Annotated in this window: 15 protein-coding genes; 6 read left to right on the top strand and 9 right to left on the bottom strand. The window is 47.3% G+C overall.

The window, feature by feature from the left end:
• The first annotated feature begins 11 nt into the window (after positions 1-11).
• Complete coding sequence (locus U1F02_RS04215) at positions 12-1,322, top strand: GntP family permease (protein ID WP_409989113.1); 1,311 nt, start codon at positions 12-14, stop codon at positions 1,320-1,322.
• Between the two features lie 81 nt (positions 1,323-1,403).
• On the opposite strand, the gene U1F02_RS04210 is transcribed toward U1F02_RS04215, so the two are convergent.
• Entirely contained in the window at positions 1,404-1,544 is a 141-nt protein-coding gene (locus tag U1F02_RS04210; RefSeq protein ID WP_409989112.1) for a hypothetical protein, read from the bottom strand.
• Between the two features lie 198 nt (positions 1,545-1,742).
• Here U1F02_RS04210 and U1F02_RS04205 point away from each other — a divergent pair, with 198 nt between their 5' ends.
• The 5 genes from U1F02_RS04205 (at position 1,743) to U1F02_RS04185 (ending at position 8,413) form a co-directional block, all read left to right on the top strand.
• The gene (locus tag U1F02_RS04205) at positions 1,743-2,351 is read left to right on the top strand and encodes a gluconate 2-dehydrogenase subunit 3 family protein (protein ID WP_409989111.1); all 609 of its coding nucleotides are present in this window, start codon (positions 1,743-1,745) and stop codon (positions 2,349-2,351) included.
• A 26-nt stretch (positions 2,352-2,377) separates the two neighbouring features.
• A complete protein-coding gene (locus U1F02_RS04200; protein ID WP_409989110.1) occupies positions 2,378-4,114 on the top strand; it encodes a GMC oxidoreductase in 1,737 nt (578 codons plus the stop codon).
• 56 nt (positions 4,115-4,170) lie between these two features.
• A complete protein-coding gene (locus U1F02_RS04195) occupies positions 4,171-5,034 on the top strand; it encodes a sugar phosphate isomerase/epimerase family protein (RefSeq protein ID WP_409989109.1) in 864 nt (287 codons plus the stop codon).
• 247 nt (positions 5,035-5,281) lie between these two features.
• Positions 5,282-7,432 carry a hypothetical protein gene (locus tag U1F02_RS04190; protein WP_409989108.1) on the top strand — a complete coding sequence of 717 codons (2,151 nt, stop codon included), beginning with the start codon at positions 5,282-5,284 and terminating at the stop codon, positions 7,430-7,432.
• 522 nt (positions 7,433-7,954) lie between these two features.
• Entirely contained in the window at positions 7,955-8,413 is a 459-nt protein-coding gene (locus U1F02_RS04185; RefSeq protein ID WP_409989107.1) for a hypothetical protein, read from the top strand.
• A gap of 30 nt (positions 8,414-8,443) precedes the next feature.
• Here U1F02_RS04185 and U1F02_RS04180 read toward each other — a convergent pair whose 3' ends face one another.
• The 8 genes from U1F02_RS04180 to rodA all read right to left on the bottom strand — a co-directional run bounded on the left by U1F02_RS04180 (position 8,444) and on the right by rodA (position 15,640).
• On the bottom strand, positions 8,444-8,992 hold the full coding sequence (locus U1F02_RS04180; RefSeq protein ID WP_409989106.1) for a GNAT family N-acetyltransferase: 549 nt from the start codon (positions 8,990-8,992) through the stop codon (positions 8,444-8,446).
• A 64-nt stretch (positions 8,993-9,056) separates the two neighbouring features.
• The gene (lipA, locus tag U1F02_RS04175; protein WP_409989105.1) at positions 9,057-10,085 is read right to left on the bottom strand and encodes a lipoyl synthase; all 1,029 of its coding nucleotides are present in this window, start codon (positions 10,083-10,085) and stop codon (positions 9,057-9,059) included.
• Positions 10,086-10,151: 66 nt separating this feature from the next.
• Positions 10,152-10,811 (bottom strand): lipoyl(octanoyl) transferase LipB, encoded by a 660-nt coding sequence (lipB, locus tag U1F02_RS04170; protein ID WP_409989104.1) that lies wholly within the window; start codon positions 10,809-10,811, stop codon positions 10,152-10,154.
• A gap of 1 nt (position 10,812) precedes the next feature.
• Positions 10,813-11,097, bottom strand: a complete 285-nt coding sequence (locus tag U1F02_RS04165) for a YbeD family protein (RefSeq protein ID WP_409989103.1) — start codon at positions 11,095-11,097, stop codon at positions 10,813-10,815.
• Positions 11,098-11,144: 47 nt separating this feature from the next.
• Positions 11,145-12,401, bottom strand: a complete 1,257-nt coding sequence (locus U1F02_RS04160; RefSeq protein ID WP_409989102.1) for a D-alanyl-D-alanine carboxypeptidase family protein — start codon at positions 12,399-12,401, stop codon at positions 11,145-11,147.
• Between the two features lie 92 nt (positions 12,402-12,493).
• On the bottom strand, positions 12,494-13,432 hold the full coding sequence (locus U1F02_RS04155) for a septal ring lytic transglycosylase RlpA family protein (protein WP_409989101.1): 939 nt from the start codon (positions 13,430-13,432) through the stop codon (positions 12,494-12,496).
• Complete coding sequence (gene mltB, locus U1F02_RS04150) at positions 13,432-14,427, bottom strand: lytic murein transglycosylase B (RefSeq protein ID WP_409989100.1); 996 nt, start codon at positions 14,425-14,427, stop codon at positions 13,432-13,434. The genes U1F02_RS04155 and mltB overlap by 1 nt, the downstream gene beginning before the upstream one ends.
• A 58-nt stretch (positions 14,428-14,485) precedes the next feature.
• Entirely contained in the window at positions 14,486-15,640 is a 1,155-nt protein-coding gene (gene rodA, locus U1F02_RS04145) for a rod shape-determining protein RodA (protein WP_409989099.1), read from the bottom strand.
• Positions 15,641-15,653: the final 13 nt, after the last annotated feature.

The raw sequence follows: 15,653 nt of genomic DNA, 5'->3' as shown, positions 1-15,653 counted from the left end.
ACAGTTGTATCATGGCAATTTTCGCAATTCTCGTGGCAATTTTTTTATTAGTTGTCTTGGTGGGATGGCTTAAAACCAATCCCTTTTTAGGATTTTTAGCTGCAGCCATAGTCGCCGCTTGTATATCCGGCATACCACCAGAGCAAATTCCCGGTGTATTGGAAGCGGGCATAGGTTCAATGCTGGGTTCGCTTGCTATTATTTTGTGTGTTGGCGCCATGTTTGGAAAATTAATTTCCGAAAGCGGTGCCGCGCAACAAATTAGCCGCACCCTCATTGCCGCTTTCGGTCAAAAAAATATTACTTGGGCGCTCATGATCACCGGCTTTATCGTTGGTATTCCGCTGTATTACAACGTGGGATTTGTGTTGCTGGTTCCCTTGGTATTTTCCGTGATGTACCAATCCAAGTTACCCGGTGTGTATCTTGCAATTCCTTTGCTTGCCGGCCTCTCAACAACTCACGGCTTTTTGCCACCACACCCATCCCCCGTGGCTTTAATTCCACAATTCGGTGCAAGCATTGGTGCAACCTTGCTTTATGGATTGATAATCGCAATTCCTACCGTGATTATTGCGGGCCCTTTATTAGCAACTCGTCTCAAACATATTCAAGTAAATCCTCTCAAAACCTTTTGCGCACAACCATTACCTGAAGAATCACTACCTACCCCATTCACCAGTTTTTTCTGCGCGCTGCTACCTGTTTTGTTAATTGCGGCAGCAAGTTTATTACCGGTAATTGCACCCGGTGTTGCAAAAAATTCTTGGGTGATTTTTTTAAGCAATCCTTCAATTGTGTTGTTGCTGGGATTGATCGTTGCCACTTACAGCTTGGGTATAGCGCGTGGAGTGAGTATTGAAAAAATCATGCAGTCTTTCACTGATGGCCTGAAAGATATTTCAATTATTGTATTAATCCTTGCAGGCGCGGGTGCGCTCAAGCAAGTGTTTGTCACCAGTGGTGTAAGCAATGAATTGGGCTCAATGCTGCAACAAATTCCACTAAACCCACTCGTTCTCGCGTGGTTAATTGCGACGGTTATTCGCATCGCGCTCGGTTCAGCCACAGTTGCAGGCATTACCGCCGCCGGTATCGTTGCCCCCTTGGTCGTTAGCTCTGGTGCCAACCCCAACCTCATGGTATTGGCTGTAGGTGCGGGTAGCTTGATGTGCTCTCACGTTAACGATTCCGGCTTTTGGATGTACAAGGAATATTTCAACCTAAGCCTGAAAGACACCTTTAAGTCATGGTCGCTCATGGAAACTGTTATCGGCGTCATGGGCATTATCGGCGTGTTGATTTTGGATGCATTTATTTAAAACCCACCGCGGTTCATCAGTGTTTAATGTTTTGTAAATTCAGATTAAAAGCGTCCTCGCCTGAGTTAGCATTTAAGCTTCTCAGGCGTTCGCTTCAATAACGCCAGTACTAGAGATCGGAATGAATCGGCGTTGAACTCCTTTTTCACCAAACCATAAAAAATCCGCTCTTTTCGCTCTTTCGTTAATCAGCACAACCAACCCAACAAAGGTAAACATCATTCATGCTTCCCTACCCCTACAAATCTCTATATAGTTATGCGCAAATGTAACCGTTTACATTCGATTAAATCGCTAGTTTTGGGCTTTACAATAACCAATGCTGCTTTGCACTGCTTAACAGCCAGATTCTGCCGAAATCAACTCTAATAAGCTCCACACATAACTACCAAGCCTCTCTTTTCAAACCGGAGAATATCTATGCTTCAGAAAGATAAAATCAACCACAGCGCCGAGGCTGAGACCGACAATCCTCGCCGCACAGCGCTCAAACACATGGCGCTTATGTTTGGCCTAACGCTCTCAGCTCAGTCGCTGGACGCCTTGGCAACAACCGTAAAAGCGACTATGCCGCACACGACGAAATTCCTTTCGCCAGATCAGCTGCAAATGACCGGTCTTATGGCGGACATTATTATTCCCACCACAGATACTCCGGGCGCTTTAGCGGTAAATGTTCACGGCTTTATGGATGCTTACCTCGCGGAATGCGTCAGTAAAGATGACCAGAAAAATTTCTTAGCAGGCTTGGATCGCATCAATAAGGTGGCGAAAGAAAAATTCGGAAAAGTATTTTTAAGTATCAACCAAAAGCAACAGGTTCAACTGCTTACCGCTATCGAAAAAAATGAGTTGGGCTTCACCAAAGACGATAAAGATTTTTTCAAAAAATTTAAGTCACTCACCTTGTTTGGTTATTACACCTCTGAAGTTGGCGCAACCCAAGAGCTAGCCTACCTTGCTGTTCCCGGCGGTTACAAAGGCAACGTCCCCTTCGCCAAAATTGGCAAACCCTGGGCACTCAATTAATCAGCTGTGTAGAGCGAGAAAAAATAATGGATAACAACGTTTATATTAAAAAATCCGCAAAAATATTTGATGCGATCGTCGTAGGTTCCGGTATTACTGGCGGCTGGGCAGCCAAAGAACTTACCGAAAAAGGTTTGAAAGTATTGATGGTCGAACGCGGCAGACCCGTTGAGCACCGCAAAGATTATGTTGGCGAAGGCGTACCCACTTGGAAACTCCCCTTTCGTAACGCCATGAATTACCAACTGGTGGAAGATCAGTATTTTATACAGCGCCAATGTTATGCATTTGGTGATACCTCTAAAAACTTCTTTATGAATGACCGCGATTACCCCTACAGCACGCCAGAGGGAAAACCCTTTAGCTGGATTCGCGGTAATCAATTGGGCGGTAAATCTTTGTTATGGGCTCGCCAGTCTTATCGCTTGAGCGATTATGATTTCACAGCAAACCTCAAAGACGGTCACGGTGTAGATTGGCCGATTCGTTACAAAGATCTGGAACCATGGTATTCCTATGTTGAACGCCACGCAGGCATCAGCGGTTCAAAAGAAAATATTCCCGTATTACCTGACAGTGAATTCTTACCGCCATTTGAATTCAACACCGTTGAGTTAGCGATTAAGAAAAAAATTGAAGCTACTTTTCCTGATCGCAAAATGATTATGGGGCGCTGCGCGCATTTGACTCAACCTGCACCGCACCATTTAGAGCAAGGCCGTTTGCAATGCCAAGCGCGTAGCGAATGTCACAAAGGCTGTTCTTTCGGCGCAAACTTCACTACACAAAGTTCAACGCTGCCTGCTGCGCTCAAAACTAACAATTTGAGCATCGCCACTAACGCGATCGTTCACAGTGTAATTTATGATCCAAAAACAAATCGCGCCAAAGGGGTTAATGTAATTGATAGCGAAACCATGGAGACAACCGAGTATTTCGGAAAAATGGTTTTCTTATGCGCGTCCACGCTAGCTACAACGCAAATTATGTTGAATTCAAAAAGCGAACGGTTTCCAAATGGCATTGCCAACTCGTCCGGTGTGCTCGGCCATTATTTAATGGACCATTTGTATGGCTCAGGAGCTAGCGGGCGAATCGAAGGTTTTGAAGAAGATTATTATTCAGGCCGCCGCCCTACAGGCCCCTACATTCCCAACTTTAGAAACGTGACAGAAAAACATCCGGACTTTTTACGCGGCTATTCGCTTTCTGGTGGAGCTTCGCGCGAAGGCTGGGGAAGCTTTGCCTATAAAGACGGATTGGGCGCAGATTTTAAAAAGCGAATCCAACAAGGTGGTAGTTGGTACTTCAGCCTACAGGGTTCGGGCGAGATGCTTCCACGTTACGACAACCAAGTGAGCTTGCACCCAACATTGAAAGATAAGTGGGGCATGCCGCAATTACATATTGAAGCCAGCTTCACCGAAAATGATTACAAAATGAATGAGGATATTGCTAACACTGCCGCTGAGATTTTAGAGGCCGTTGGCGCAAAAGATATTCAAAAGCACGTAATCCGCCGTAACGAAGATCGCCCGTTTGGTTTATCCATCCACGAAATGGGAACTGCCCGCATGGGGCGCGATCCAAAGACATCAGTATTGAATGGCAACAATCAAACGCACGACATTCCAAACCTGTTTGTGACTGACGGCGCCTGCATGACCTCCAATGCTTGGCAAAATCCATCGCTGACTTATATGGCAATTACCGCTCGTGCATGTGATTTTGCTGTGAAACAAATGAAGCTTGGAAAAATTTAACCTGAAACTTTCTTAACGTAAAAATAATCATCAATAACTCCATTAGGAATCATTTTATGAAATTAAAAACATTAGCAGCTGCTGTTATTTCAACCGCAGCATTAATGGCAAGCTACTCTTTTGCAGCCGCGCCAACACAACCGCAACTCAGCGTTCAACTTTGGTCCGTAAAAGATGCAGTTAGCGCAGACTTTGAAGGCACCTTAAAGCAACTGAAAGCCTACGGTTTTCAAGGCGTAGAATTTGCGGGAATTTTTGGTAAGTACGCGGACGACGCAAAAGGCCTAAAAGCATTTTTAGACAAGACAGGGTTGAAAGCATCAGCTGCGCATGTGCCTTTCGATAAATTATCGCCAGAAAATTTTGACAAGACTGTCGCCTTCTACAAAGCCATCGGCTGCAATTATTTAATCATCCCCATGGATAAACGCGCCGCCACTCCAGAAGGCGCCAAAGTTGTTGCTGCCGAATTAGAAGCAATCGAGAAAAAGCTGGCACCACACGGCATGCACACGGGCTACCACAACCACAAACCAGAAATGCTGGGCGATGCCGGTAAAACACCTTGGGATGTAATTGGCACAAGTACATCTTCCGGTGTCGTGTTGCAGCAAGATGTGGGCTGGACAGAAGCGGCTAATAAAAACCCGGTAGATATTATTAAAGCTTTCCCCGGCCGTACGATTACCACTCACTACAAGGCCGCTGCACCGGGCGACGACAAAAATGAAAATCCGATCATTGGAAAAGACACTACCGATTGGAAAGCCTTGATCGATGCCAACCGTAAAATTGGCGGCACGCTTTGGTTGACGGTAGAGCAGGAAGTCTATCCCGAAGGTATGACGCCCATGCAAAGTGTGGAAGCGTCGTTGAAGGGTTTGCAGAAAGAAATTGCAGAGCTCGATAAGAAAAAGTAATTTTCGCCAGAAGCCAGTGGAAACACTGGCTTTTTTACGCGCCACTCTTAGCGCAAAACCGAGACTGCAAAATTATATTAGCTATAGGTTTCGCTGCATATTAAAGAGACATAGTTACTGATGCGCAATGTACAATAAATCGAAAGCATTTATGTTTTGTAAAGTAGCGCGATTGGGTTGATTGACCGCTATATACTTCGCTGGCAGATTGAATTTGCTATCACATTGAAAAGCGGAGAAAAAACGAGTGAAGAAACTATTAGTATTATTGGTCGCTGTCGCTTGCTGTTTTACTGCTACGAGTTGGGCAGAAAAAGTAGCCATTATTTATGATGAGGATTCCCCCCAAGCAAAATACGCTGCCCGCAAAATCTCCGAGGCGCTTAAAAGCGAAGGACACCAACTGCAGCACGAACATGTCGGTTATGATTATCTGATTAGTATTGCCACCCACCCTGAACGTTTAAAACCCGAAGCCTTTTCAATTATTCCGCAAGATAAAATAATCACCGTACTCGGGGGCGATAATCGCGGCATGATTTATGGTTCGCTGGCGCTGGCCGAGCAAGTGCGCAATCACACTGCACTGGCAAAAATTTCGGCAGAAAACCAAACACCGCAGTTAGCATTTCGCGGCATTAAATATAATTTGCCTTGGGAAACCTACCGCGCCAGCACTGCCATCACGCAACATACACCCACCGTCCGCGATCTGAAATATTGGGAAGCTTTTTTAGACATGATGGTGGAGAACCGTTTTAATGTGGTGAGTTTATGGAATTTGAATCCATACACATTCATGATAAAACCCAAAAATTTTCCTGAAGCGAGCCCTTGGTCAGAAAAAGAATTCGCCGAGTGGCAAAAGTTGTATCGCGGTATTTTTCAAATGGCGAAAGAGCGCGCACTGGATACTTATATTGTTCACTGGAGTATTTTTGTCAGTAAAGAATTTGCTGAAGCGCACGGCGTAGCAAAACAAAACTTTTACCCGCACTATTTTGTACCGGGAGACACCTCGGAAATTGTGCGCCGCTATTTGCGCGAGAGTGTCAAACAGACATTGGAAGAATATCCTAATCTCGATGGCATTGGCATCTCACACGGCGAAGGCATGGCGGAAATGACACCACTGCAACGCCAACAATGGATGGATGATGTATTGATTGCAGGTATGCTAGAAGTAAAGCGCCCCGTAAAACTTATTCACCGAGTGCCTTTTTCCTCCGGCTTGTCCTCCGAACCAGGCGTAAGTAAAAATGTGGAACAGGTTACTCGTGCAGCTATGGAGAAGTTGGAAGATCGTTTTGCAGGCCCTATCTGGGTAGAAATGAAATTTAATTGGTCCCATGGCCACTCTACGCCCAAATTGGAAAAAGTGCATGGCGGTAAATTGGGCGATACCTATTTTTTTCCCGAACCGAAAAATTACAAAGTCGTGTGGCAAGTACGAAACGAAGATTTCTTTGCTTTGCGCTGGGGTGTACCCGAATTTATTCGCAGCCATATTGCACTCAATGGCCACCAAAATTATGTCGGCGGTTATTTTATTGGTTCGGAAACCTACATTCCCGCGTTAGATTATTTCACGGCTACCAAAGACAAAGTTAATTGGAAATGGGCATTTCAACGGCAGTGGTTGTTTTACAAGTTATGGGGACGTTTGCTTTACGATGCCAATACACCAGATAGCGTTTTTCAAGCAGAGTTTAACCGTCGTTTTGGTGCCAAGGGTGACAACCTGTTACAAGCCTATTCGCTGGCTTCAAATACACAATTACGTTTAGCATCGCTGTACGATTCAACCTGGGACTTTATGTTATACAGCGAAGGCTTTTTGGCTTTGCAGGGTGACACAACAAAATATATTTCGGTTGATCGGCTTATCAACCAACCAACCATGGCAAGCGAATATGTTTCTATTGGCAACTATGTTGAAAAAATAAATAAAGGTGAAACATTTTCTGATGGAAAAATAACACCGCCCAAACTGGTTGCAATGCTTGAACGCGACAACAATCAAGCACTGCAACTCGTTAACGGAATAGATACAACTGGAAACGCGAGTTTAATGTATGAAGTTGCCGATATTAAAACCTGGGCAAATCTTGGGTTGCATCTCGCCGAAAAAATAAAAGGTGCAGTGGCGCTCAAGCAATTCAGACTTACCGGCAAGATTGAATACCAGCAAGAGGCCGTTAAACACTTGGAGCAAGCATTGGCCTACTGGGATGAAGTGGTTCGCATTACACGCCCCATCTACCGCGATATGCCCTTGACGCACTATAACCACAACTCATACGACGAAAATAAAAATAACCTTTTCCACTGGGCGCTGATTCGCGACCAAGTTAAGGCTGATATAGAGCTTGCACGCAGCAGTCAATTCACCCACTGAGAGCTGCTAACCCACTAACCGTCTGATATGGTTAGTGGGTACAAAACCGATGAACAACTGATGGCGAATAAACTTTTCAATTGTTTATCGCCGGGTTTCTGATTCAATTCATAACATCAGGCGTCCATTACCGCACGGCATACGCTCTGACAGTGACACTTGTGCTAGAGTTTAATAAACTGACTTAGGTTGGGACGAGTTGAACCAGCTAGGTATACATGGGCATGTGGAACGGAGGTAATTAGATGGGTGCTATCACGAATATCCTATTAAATTATGAGCAAGAAATCGCGATCATAGGATTAATACTACAGGCAATTGCAATTGGTATGATTCTAAAGAATGCCTTTAACTCAAGCTGGAAAGATGCGATCACTCTTAAGAAAATTAGAGCACCAATTTTAATAAATCTTGTTGCTTGTTATCTTTTTTTATTGAGACTCTACCTGTTGAGTAGCACCGCTCATTAAATTCATGCATCACTCATAGTCAGTTGATTGGCAAAAAGTAAATGGAGTTAAAATGAAGCACTTTATTATATCGTGGCTTTTTCTTTCGCTTTCATGTTTTGCAGATGACTACTCAGATAACTTTGCAAACAGTGTTTTCAACTTGCAATGGAATAGCGACATTAATGACGCACAGTTTCTATTTCCAACGGGAAATTTCAGACCTTTACACTCGGAAGACAATGACATCTCATTTGTTGTTAGTGATATTTCAATGACTTGGTACGGTATTCCAACACAGGAAATATATTTTACATATTCGCCGAAGTTAAAATTAAATCACGTGCGTGTCTTCTTTAAGTATCAAGATTTAGAAAAGGTGAAGAAAAAATGTGTGGAGGTTTTTGGGATTAACTACCGCGCAAAAGAAGATACGGAAAAGCAAACATTTTCCTGGAAACACAATAGAGACATACGCCTATCTATTAACACTAAATCTCCAACACAATGGGTTTATTTATACGTTAAATAGAACCGCACCCAAGCCGTGATTCGCCGCAACTTAAGCTGTCGCAATCTTATTTAAAGGTTGCGTTTCGATAACTGCCAAACTCTTCAGCGCAATTCGCATCACATTTACCGGGCGACCGCCCAAACGTGTTTTACGCACAATTTCCCAGTCGCGTTTTTGGTAATAGTCGGTAAACTCCGCCGCAGATAACCAGAGTTCATTTGCTCCAAAATCGGCAGCGTATTTTTTCGCAGCTTCTATGAGCAGATTACCGATACCTCGCTGACGTTGTTCAGAAGTGACGTAAAGATTGCTCAACCAAACTGCGGCCGAGTTTGAGGGAATTAAAACGGAACTGTCGGTGCGATAGCTATAGTTCACGAGACTCACACAACCGACAAGCTGATCACCATCGAGCGCGACAATAGTCTTAGGAAGCACATTTTGTTGGACGTGCAGCAGTAAGCGCTGCTGACGAATAGCAAGAGTGGATTGCAAACCCTGTCGTTCACATTCCTGATGATGCCACGCCGCCACCTGTGCGAAATGCTCAGGTGCTTGCTGCAGCAAACGAATCTTAATATTGGATTTTCGGGTCACAGGAATAAACCAAAGAACAGGTTCTTACAGCATAGCTGCCAGAACCTGTTTTGCTTTAGGCGAGTTAAACGCTTTTGGCGGGCAAGAGGTTGCTGATATCTTCGCCGTGCGCCTGCTTGTCGGCATGGTAAGAAGAACGCACTAGCGGGCCGCAAGCCGCATGTTTAAAGCCCATTTCTTCTGCAAGACGCGTGTATTCCGCAAACTCGTCCGGATGCACGTAACGCGCAACGGGCAAGTGGTCTTTTGAGGGCTGCAGATACTGGCCGATGGTCAGCATGTCAATGTCGTGATCGCGCATGTGTTGCATCACTTCGATGATTTCTTCCTTGGTTTCACCCAAGCCAACCATGAGGCCAGATTTGGTCAACACATCAGGGCGACGCGCTTTGTATTGTTTCAGCAGTTCCAAAGACCAATTGTAGTTAGCGCCTGGGCGCGCCTGACGATACAAACGGCTCACGGTTTCCATATTATGGTTGAACACATCGGGGGCTTCTTGTTCGAGAATATCCAACGCAATGTCCATACGACCGCGGAAATCTGGAACTAGCACTTCAACTTGTAGATTGGGGCTAAGCGCACGCGCTTCGCGGATACAATCGGCAAAATGCTGAGCGCCGCCATCGCGCAGGTCATCGCGATCTACCGAGGTAATCACCACGTATTTCAAACGCATTTCAGCAATGGCTTCTGCTAACTGGCGCGGTTCGTTCACATCGAGCGGATTGGGTTTGCCGTGGCCAACGTCGCAGAAAGGACAACGACGGGTACAGATGTCGCCCATGATCATAAAAGTCGCGGTGCCGCCGCTAAAACATTCACCCAAGTTTGGGCAGTTAGCTTCTTCGCACACCGACGACAACTTGTTTTTGCGCAGGATATTTTTAATGCGATCCACTTCCGGCGATGCGGGAATACGCACGCGAATCCAATCCGGCTTGCGCGGCAATTCATCGCGGTCACTGGCAATTACCTTAACCGGAATACGTTCAACCTTGTCGGCATCACGCAGCTTTTCGCCCTGCTTGTGGCGTTCGGTGCGTTTAACGGGTTGCAATTCCTGAATTTGGACGGGAGGTAGATCAGACATAAAAGGCTCTTTGTTTCGCTTGAGTTGCGATGTTTCAGAGGAAATCGGGTGAAGGCTGCAAACGCCTTAGCTGGCGCGCATTGTACAGGTTCCGTAACCTAATTTCTGCGCAAATTGGATAACAAGTTGTTCTTGTACCTCTGCTAGCGATGGTGGATTTGGTAAGAGATCACGCATTTGTGTCATCGCCAAACCTTGGTAACCGCAGGGGTTAATCCGCAAAAACGGCGATAAATCCATGGCCACGTTCAAGGCTAGACCGTGGAAACTGCAACCGCGACGCACGCGCAAACCGAGGGACGCAATCTTATCGACACGCCCTTGTTGATTCACATATACGCCGGGCGCGTCCGGCTTGGGAAAAGCTTCTATATCGTAATGCGCCAAGGTCGCCACCAGCGTTTGCTCGATGGCTGTCACCAGCTCGCGCACCCCCATTTTCAAGCGGCGCAAATCCAGTAAAGGATAAGCCACCAGCTGGCCGGGGCCGTGATAAGTCACCTGCCCACCACGATCAGACTGCAGTACTGGAATATCGCCCGGCACCAGAAGATGTTCAGCCTTACCGGCCTGGCCTTGGGTAAATACGGGGGGATGCTCCACCAACCAAAGCTGGTCCGTCGTATCCGCGGTGCGGGTGTTGGTGAACTCGGTCATGGCCGCCCAGACTTGCTCGTAGGGCTGCAGACCAAGGTTGGTTACTTCTAGAAGTGGTTGGCTCACCAACTCAAATCACCATTTTGATTTTTTTGCTCACGCGCAAATCGTCATGAATTGCAGATAGCTGATCTATGCCAGTCGCCGTAATCCAAACAGTCACCGACTGGAAACGACCTTTGCTGGATTGGTTGACCGTGATGCGCGTTTGGTCGAATCCGGGCGCATGGCGCTCCATCACTTCAATCACCAAGCTATGCATTTCATGGTCGGCATCGCCCAAGACTTTGATAGGGTAATTCTCGCAGGGGAATTCGATTTTGGGAGGTTGTTGTTCTGGCTGTTTGTCAGACATGGGAAACTCCATAAGAGCGGCTGATTCCGCTCTCAATTCAGGAAGGACTAGCTAAAAAGACCGCGGAAGAAGAGTTTGATCTTGTCCCACAGGCGAGCGAAGAAACTGGCTTCTTCAACTGGCTGCAAAGCAACCAAAGGTTGGGTGTTAATGACTTTGCCATCCAACTCTATGGTCAAACTACCCAATTCCTGACCGGCCAAAATGGGCGCTTTAATAGTTTCGTTAACGTGAACATTAGCCTTTACATCATCTAAGTGGCCGCGCGGTAAAGACATACGCACATCTTTTGCCAAACCTAAGGACACTTCATGTGCTTTACCTGACCAAACACGTGCCTTGGTGATTTCAGTGTTGGCTTTGTAAAGGTTTACGGTTTCAAAGTAGCGGAAGCCATAAGCAAGCAGCTTTTGGGTTTCTTCGGCGCGCGCGTTATCGCTCTTGGTGCCCAACACCACCGCAATCAAACGAGTGTTTTCACGCTTGGACGAAGCAACCAAGCAATAGCCCGCTTCTTCAGTGTGGCCGGTTTTCAAACCATCTACCGTTGGGTCGAGATACAACAACTTGTTGCGGTTAGGCTGACGAATATTGTTGTACTTGAATTCTTTTTCCGCGTAGAGCGGGTAGTGTTGTGGGTGGTTATAGATAACCGCACGCGCCAGAGTCGCCAAATCACGCGCTGTAGTGTAGTGCTCCGGCGCTGGCAAACCGGCGGCATTTTGGTAATGCGTGGAGTTCATGCCCAGCTCTTTGGCTTTTTTGTTCATCATATCCACGAAGGCATCTTCGTTGCCGCCAACGTATTCGGCCAAGGCAACGGTGGCATCGTTACCCGATTGGATGATCTCGCCGCGCAACAGATCAATAACCGGAACTTGGGTGCCCTCTTTCACGTACATGCGCGAGCCTTCCATTTTCCAGGCTTTCACGCTGATATTCACGAGATTGGTTTCGTTGATGCGACCGCGAACCAATTCATCGATCACCAAATAGCTCGACATCATTTTGGTCAAACTAGCGGGGGGTAAGCGTTCGTCAGCATTGAACTGCGCCAGCGTCTCGCCGGTTTCACCATCTACCAAAATGTAACCTGTTGCGGCCAAGCTTGGCGCTTCGGGAATGGAGACTTTTGGAGCTGGCGCAGCACCCGCAGGCGCAGCTTGGCCCGGTACTGGCGTTGATGCTGCCGTTGGTGTTGGAGGTGCAGCAACTGCACCCAAGCTAAATACGAACGCGGCGCAGCTGAGCGATTTGATGAGGCGCGATGCTATCGAGTTAGGTGAAGAAGTCATTTTGAGCATAGATAAATCACTTAAGAATAAATGGCTAAAAAGTAGTGGTCGCTTAGAACCGGAATTGGGCGGAATTGTACCACCCCTAATTCCGGAATTACTTATTGATAAACGACATGGCTTTGTAAAATATTGATTTTTTGCAGCTGATCCCGTGCGTTTTGCATGCTTTGCGCGTCATTAAAGGGACCTACGCGAACACGGTACAATTTGCCCGGCGCTTTGGTTGCACTGATAACAACCGGCAGGTTCAACGCACTTTTCACGCTGTTCGCAAATTGTTTGGCCGAGGCTTCTACACCAAAGGCACCGATTTGCAGGTAAGTGCCTTCAGGAATTTTGGTATCCTGCGCGATCACACCCGCTTCGGATTTGCTCACAATACCCGCTTCTTTCGCACTCGCCGTCAACTCAGTTTTGCGCGAACGCAAAGGCGCACGAGGATCGCCATCGGGTACCACAATTTCCACTTCGACATTTCCCGTTCCCATGCGCGTAATACCTAGGCGCTGGGCGGCGGCGTAACTCAAATCAATAATTCGACCATCGTGAAAAGGGCCGCGATCATTGATTCGAACCACCACGCTTTTTCCATTATCGATATTGGTAACGCGAACGTAAGACGGGATCGGCAGCGTTTTATGGGCACCGGTCATAGCGAACATGTCGTATAGCTCGCCGTTCGACGTGCGCTCACCGTTGAATTTGTAGCCATACCAAGACGCAGTTCCGCGCTCTTTGTACGCGCGCTCGTCTTCCATGAGGTAATAGGTTTTGCCCAACACTGTATAAGGGTTTTTATTACCGGCGATGGTGCGGTTTTCGTAGCGCGGCACGGCATCAGGCACTTTGGACATGTCAATTTCTTTGTCCGGCCCCCAATCTTTATCTTTACCCTTGTAGCGCCCGCCGGAAGATGACGAGGAAGACGAATCGCCAGCGTCGCCTTTCTTGTTCGCGCTAGAGCAGGCGTTTAGCAGCGCTGCTAACACCACCAAAACTCCCACCAGCACCCAGTTAGATTTGCCCTGTGCCCGCACTAGTTTTTCCCCATATCAAACTTAATGGCTTGGCTCAGCTGGTAAACCGCCATGGCATACATGGGGCTACGGTTGTAGCGAGTGATAGTGTAGAAATTTTGCAAACCAAACCAATACTCAGCCCCGTTTGCGCCTTCAAATTGAAAGGCGATAACACGCGTGGTGGGCGGTAACCAAGAGATGGGATTAATGCCTTGGGCGCGCCATTGGTCGATGGTTAATGTTGGTGGCACTATGCTGTTCAGCTGGGGCGCGTTCATATCGTCCGCTGCGTGGGCTTCCACGGTCACGGGTTCGCCGGTTTTCCAGCCGTGCTCTTTAAAGTAATTCGCTACGCTACCAATAGCGTCTGTTGGGTTTTTCCAAATATCCGTAAAACCATCGCCACTAAAATCGACTGCCCATTTGCGATAGCTGGACGGCATAAATTGTCCGAAGCCCATTGCTCCCGCATAGGAACCTTTAAACTCCAATGGATTATGTTTTTGCTCACGTGTCAGTAACAAGTAATTTTCCAATTCCGAGCGGAAAAACGGAGCGCGGGGCGGATAATCAAAGGCGAGCGTGGAAAGTGCATCTATAACGTTGTAGTTGCCTGTAATACGGCCATAACTCGTCTCCACGCCAATAATGGCAACGATAATTTCTGCCGGAACACCATACTCTTTTTCAGCGCGAGCCAATTCCGCACTGTTCTCTCGCCAAAACTTAACGCCGTTTTCCACCCGCGCCGGCATGAGGAAAATAGGGCGATATTCTTTCCAGGTTTTGGACGCTTCAGCAGGGCGAGAGATTGCATCCAAAATTGCCTGCTTTTTCTCGGCTTTTTCGAACCAGCCATTTAATTCGGCGCGGGTAAACCCGTTTTTGGACACCATCTCCGCCATAAACTTTTTAGCTTCGGGGTGCTGGGTGTAATCCGCTTTACAGGGCAACGCAGCCGCTGCCAACAACAGGGCACACAAACCCAGTTTTTGTGAAAACCGATTAATCATCAAAAAACCACGCTGTTTTGCCAATCTCAAATAAACCATTTATCTCTCACTTCACCGGTCACTTCTGCGGATTCATCACCCGCTTGGGTTCTGTTGCTATAGCCATTAGGATTCCAAAACCAGACATAAGTGCCACAATCGCAGTTCCGCCTTGGCTGATAAAGGGCAAAGGCACCCCCACCACCGGCAACATGCCAGCCACCATACCCATATTCACGAATACATACACGAAAAAGGTGGTGGAAATACTCGCCGCCAAAAGGCGGCCGAAGTTGTCTTGGGCGTTGATGGCGATATACATTCCGCGCGCAATCACAAGGATGTAAGCCAAAATCAACAGGATCACACCGATGAGACCGAACTCTTCCGACATAACCGCAATAATGAAATCCGTATGACCTTCAGGAAGGAAATCGAGACGCGATTGCGTGCCCTCCAACCAGCCTTTGCCGTAAATCCCGCCCGACCCAATGGCGGTTTTCGATTGAATGATGTTCCAGCCCGCACCCAAGGGATCGCTCTCGGGGTCAAACAGCATCAACACACGCTTTTGCTGGTAGTCATGCATCATGTAATGCCAAATTGGCCACAAGCTCGCCCCGCCTATAGCAACCGCCGCCCCTATGTACCACCACTGCAAGCCCGCGTAGAACAGCACCACCATGCCGGACACCAACACTAGAATCGCAGTTCCCAAATCCGGCTGTTTGATGATGAGCGCCGTAGGCACTGCGATGAGCGCAAGCGTAATCACAATGTGCAGCAAACGCGGCGGTAAATACTGGCGACTGAGAAAGGCAGCAATGGTGATGGGCATGGCAAGCTTCATAATTTCTGAAGGCTGAAAGCGAATTCCCCCTACCCCCAGCCAGCGTTGCGCGCCTTTTGCACCGATCCCCACCACAAGCACCAAGAGCAGGAGAACGACACCCAAGGCGTACATCCAAGGCGCCGCCCTACGCATAAAATCCACTGGTACCTGAGCAATCACGAACATGGCGCAAAAGGCGATTGCGAAAAAACTACCTTGCTTTTGCAGCGCCAAAATGCTGCTACTGCTCGCACTGTACAGAACAATCATGCCGAAAGTCGCAATACCCAGAAGCAAAAACAAGAGCACAAAATCTATGTGGAAACGCTGGGCAATGCGGTACGAACGGCTAAATTCATAACCGGTTTTAGGCATACGCCGCAGGAAATCTTGGCTACTCATGCAAGTTTACTCA

Origin of the sequence: Cellvibrio sp., assembly GCF_046347455.1 — a bacterium.
In the GTDB taxonomy this organism is placed as follows: Bacteria; Pseudomonadota; Gammaproteobacteria; order Pseudomonadales; family Cellvibrionaceae; genus Cellvibrio.
Note: the sequence above shows the minus strand (reverse complement) of the source record. Positions and strands in the feature narration are given on the sequence as shown.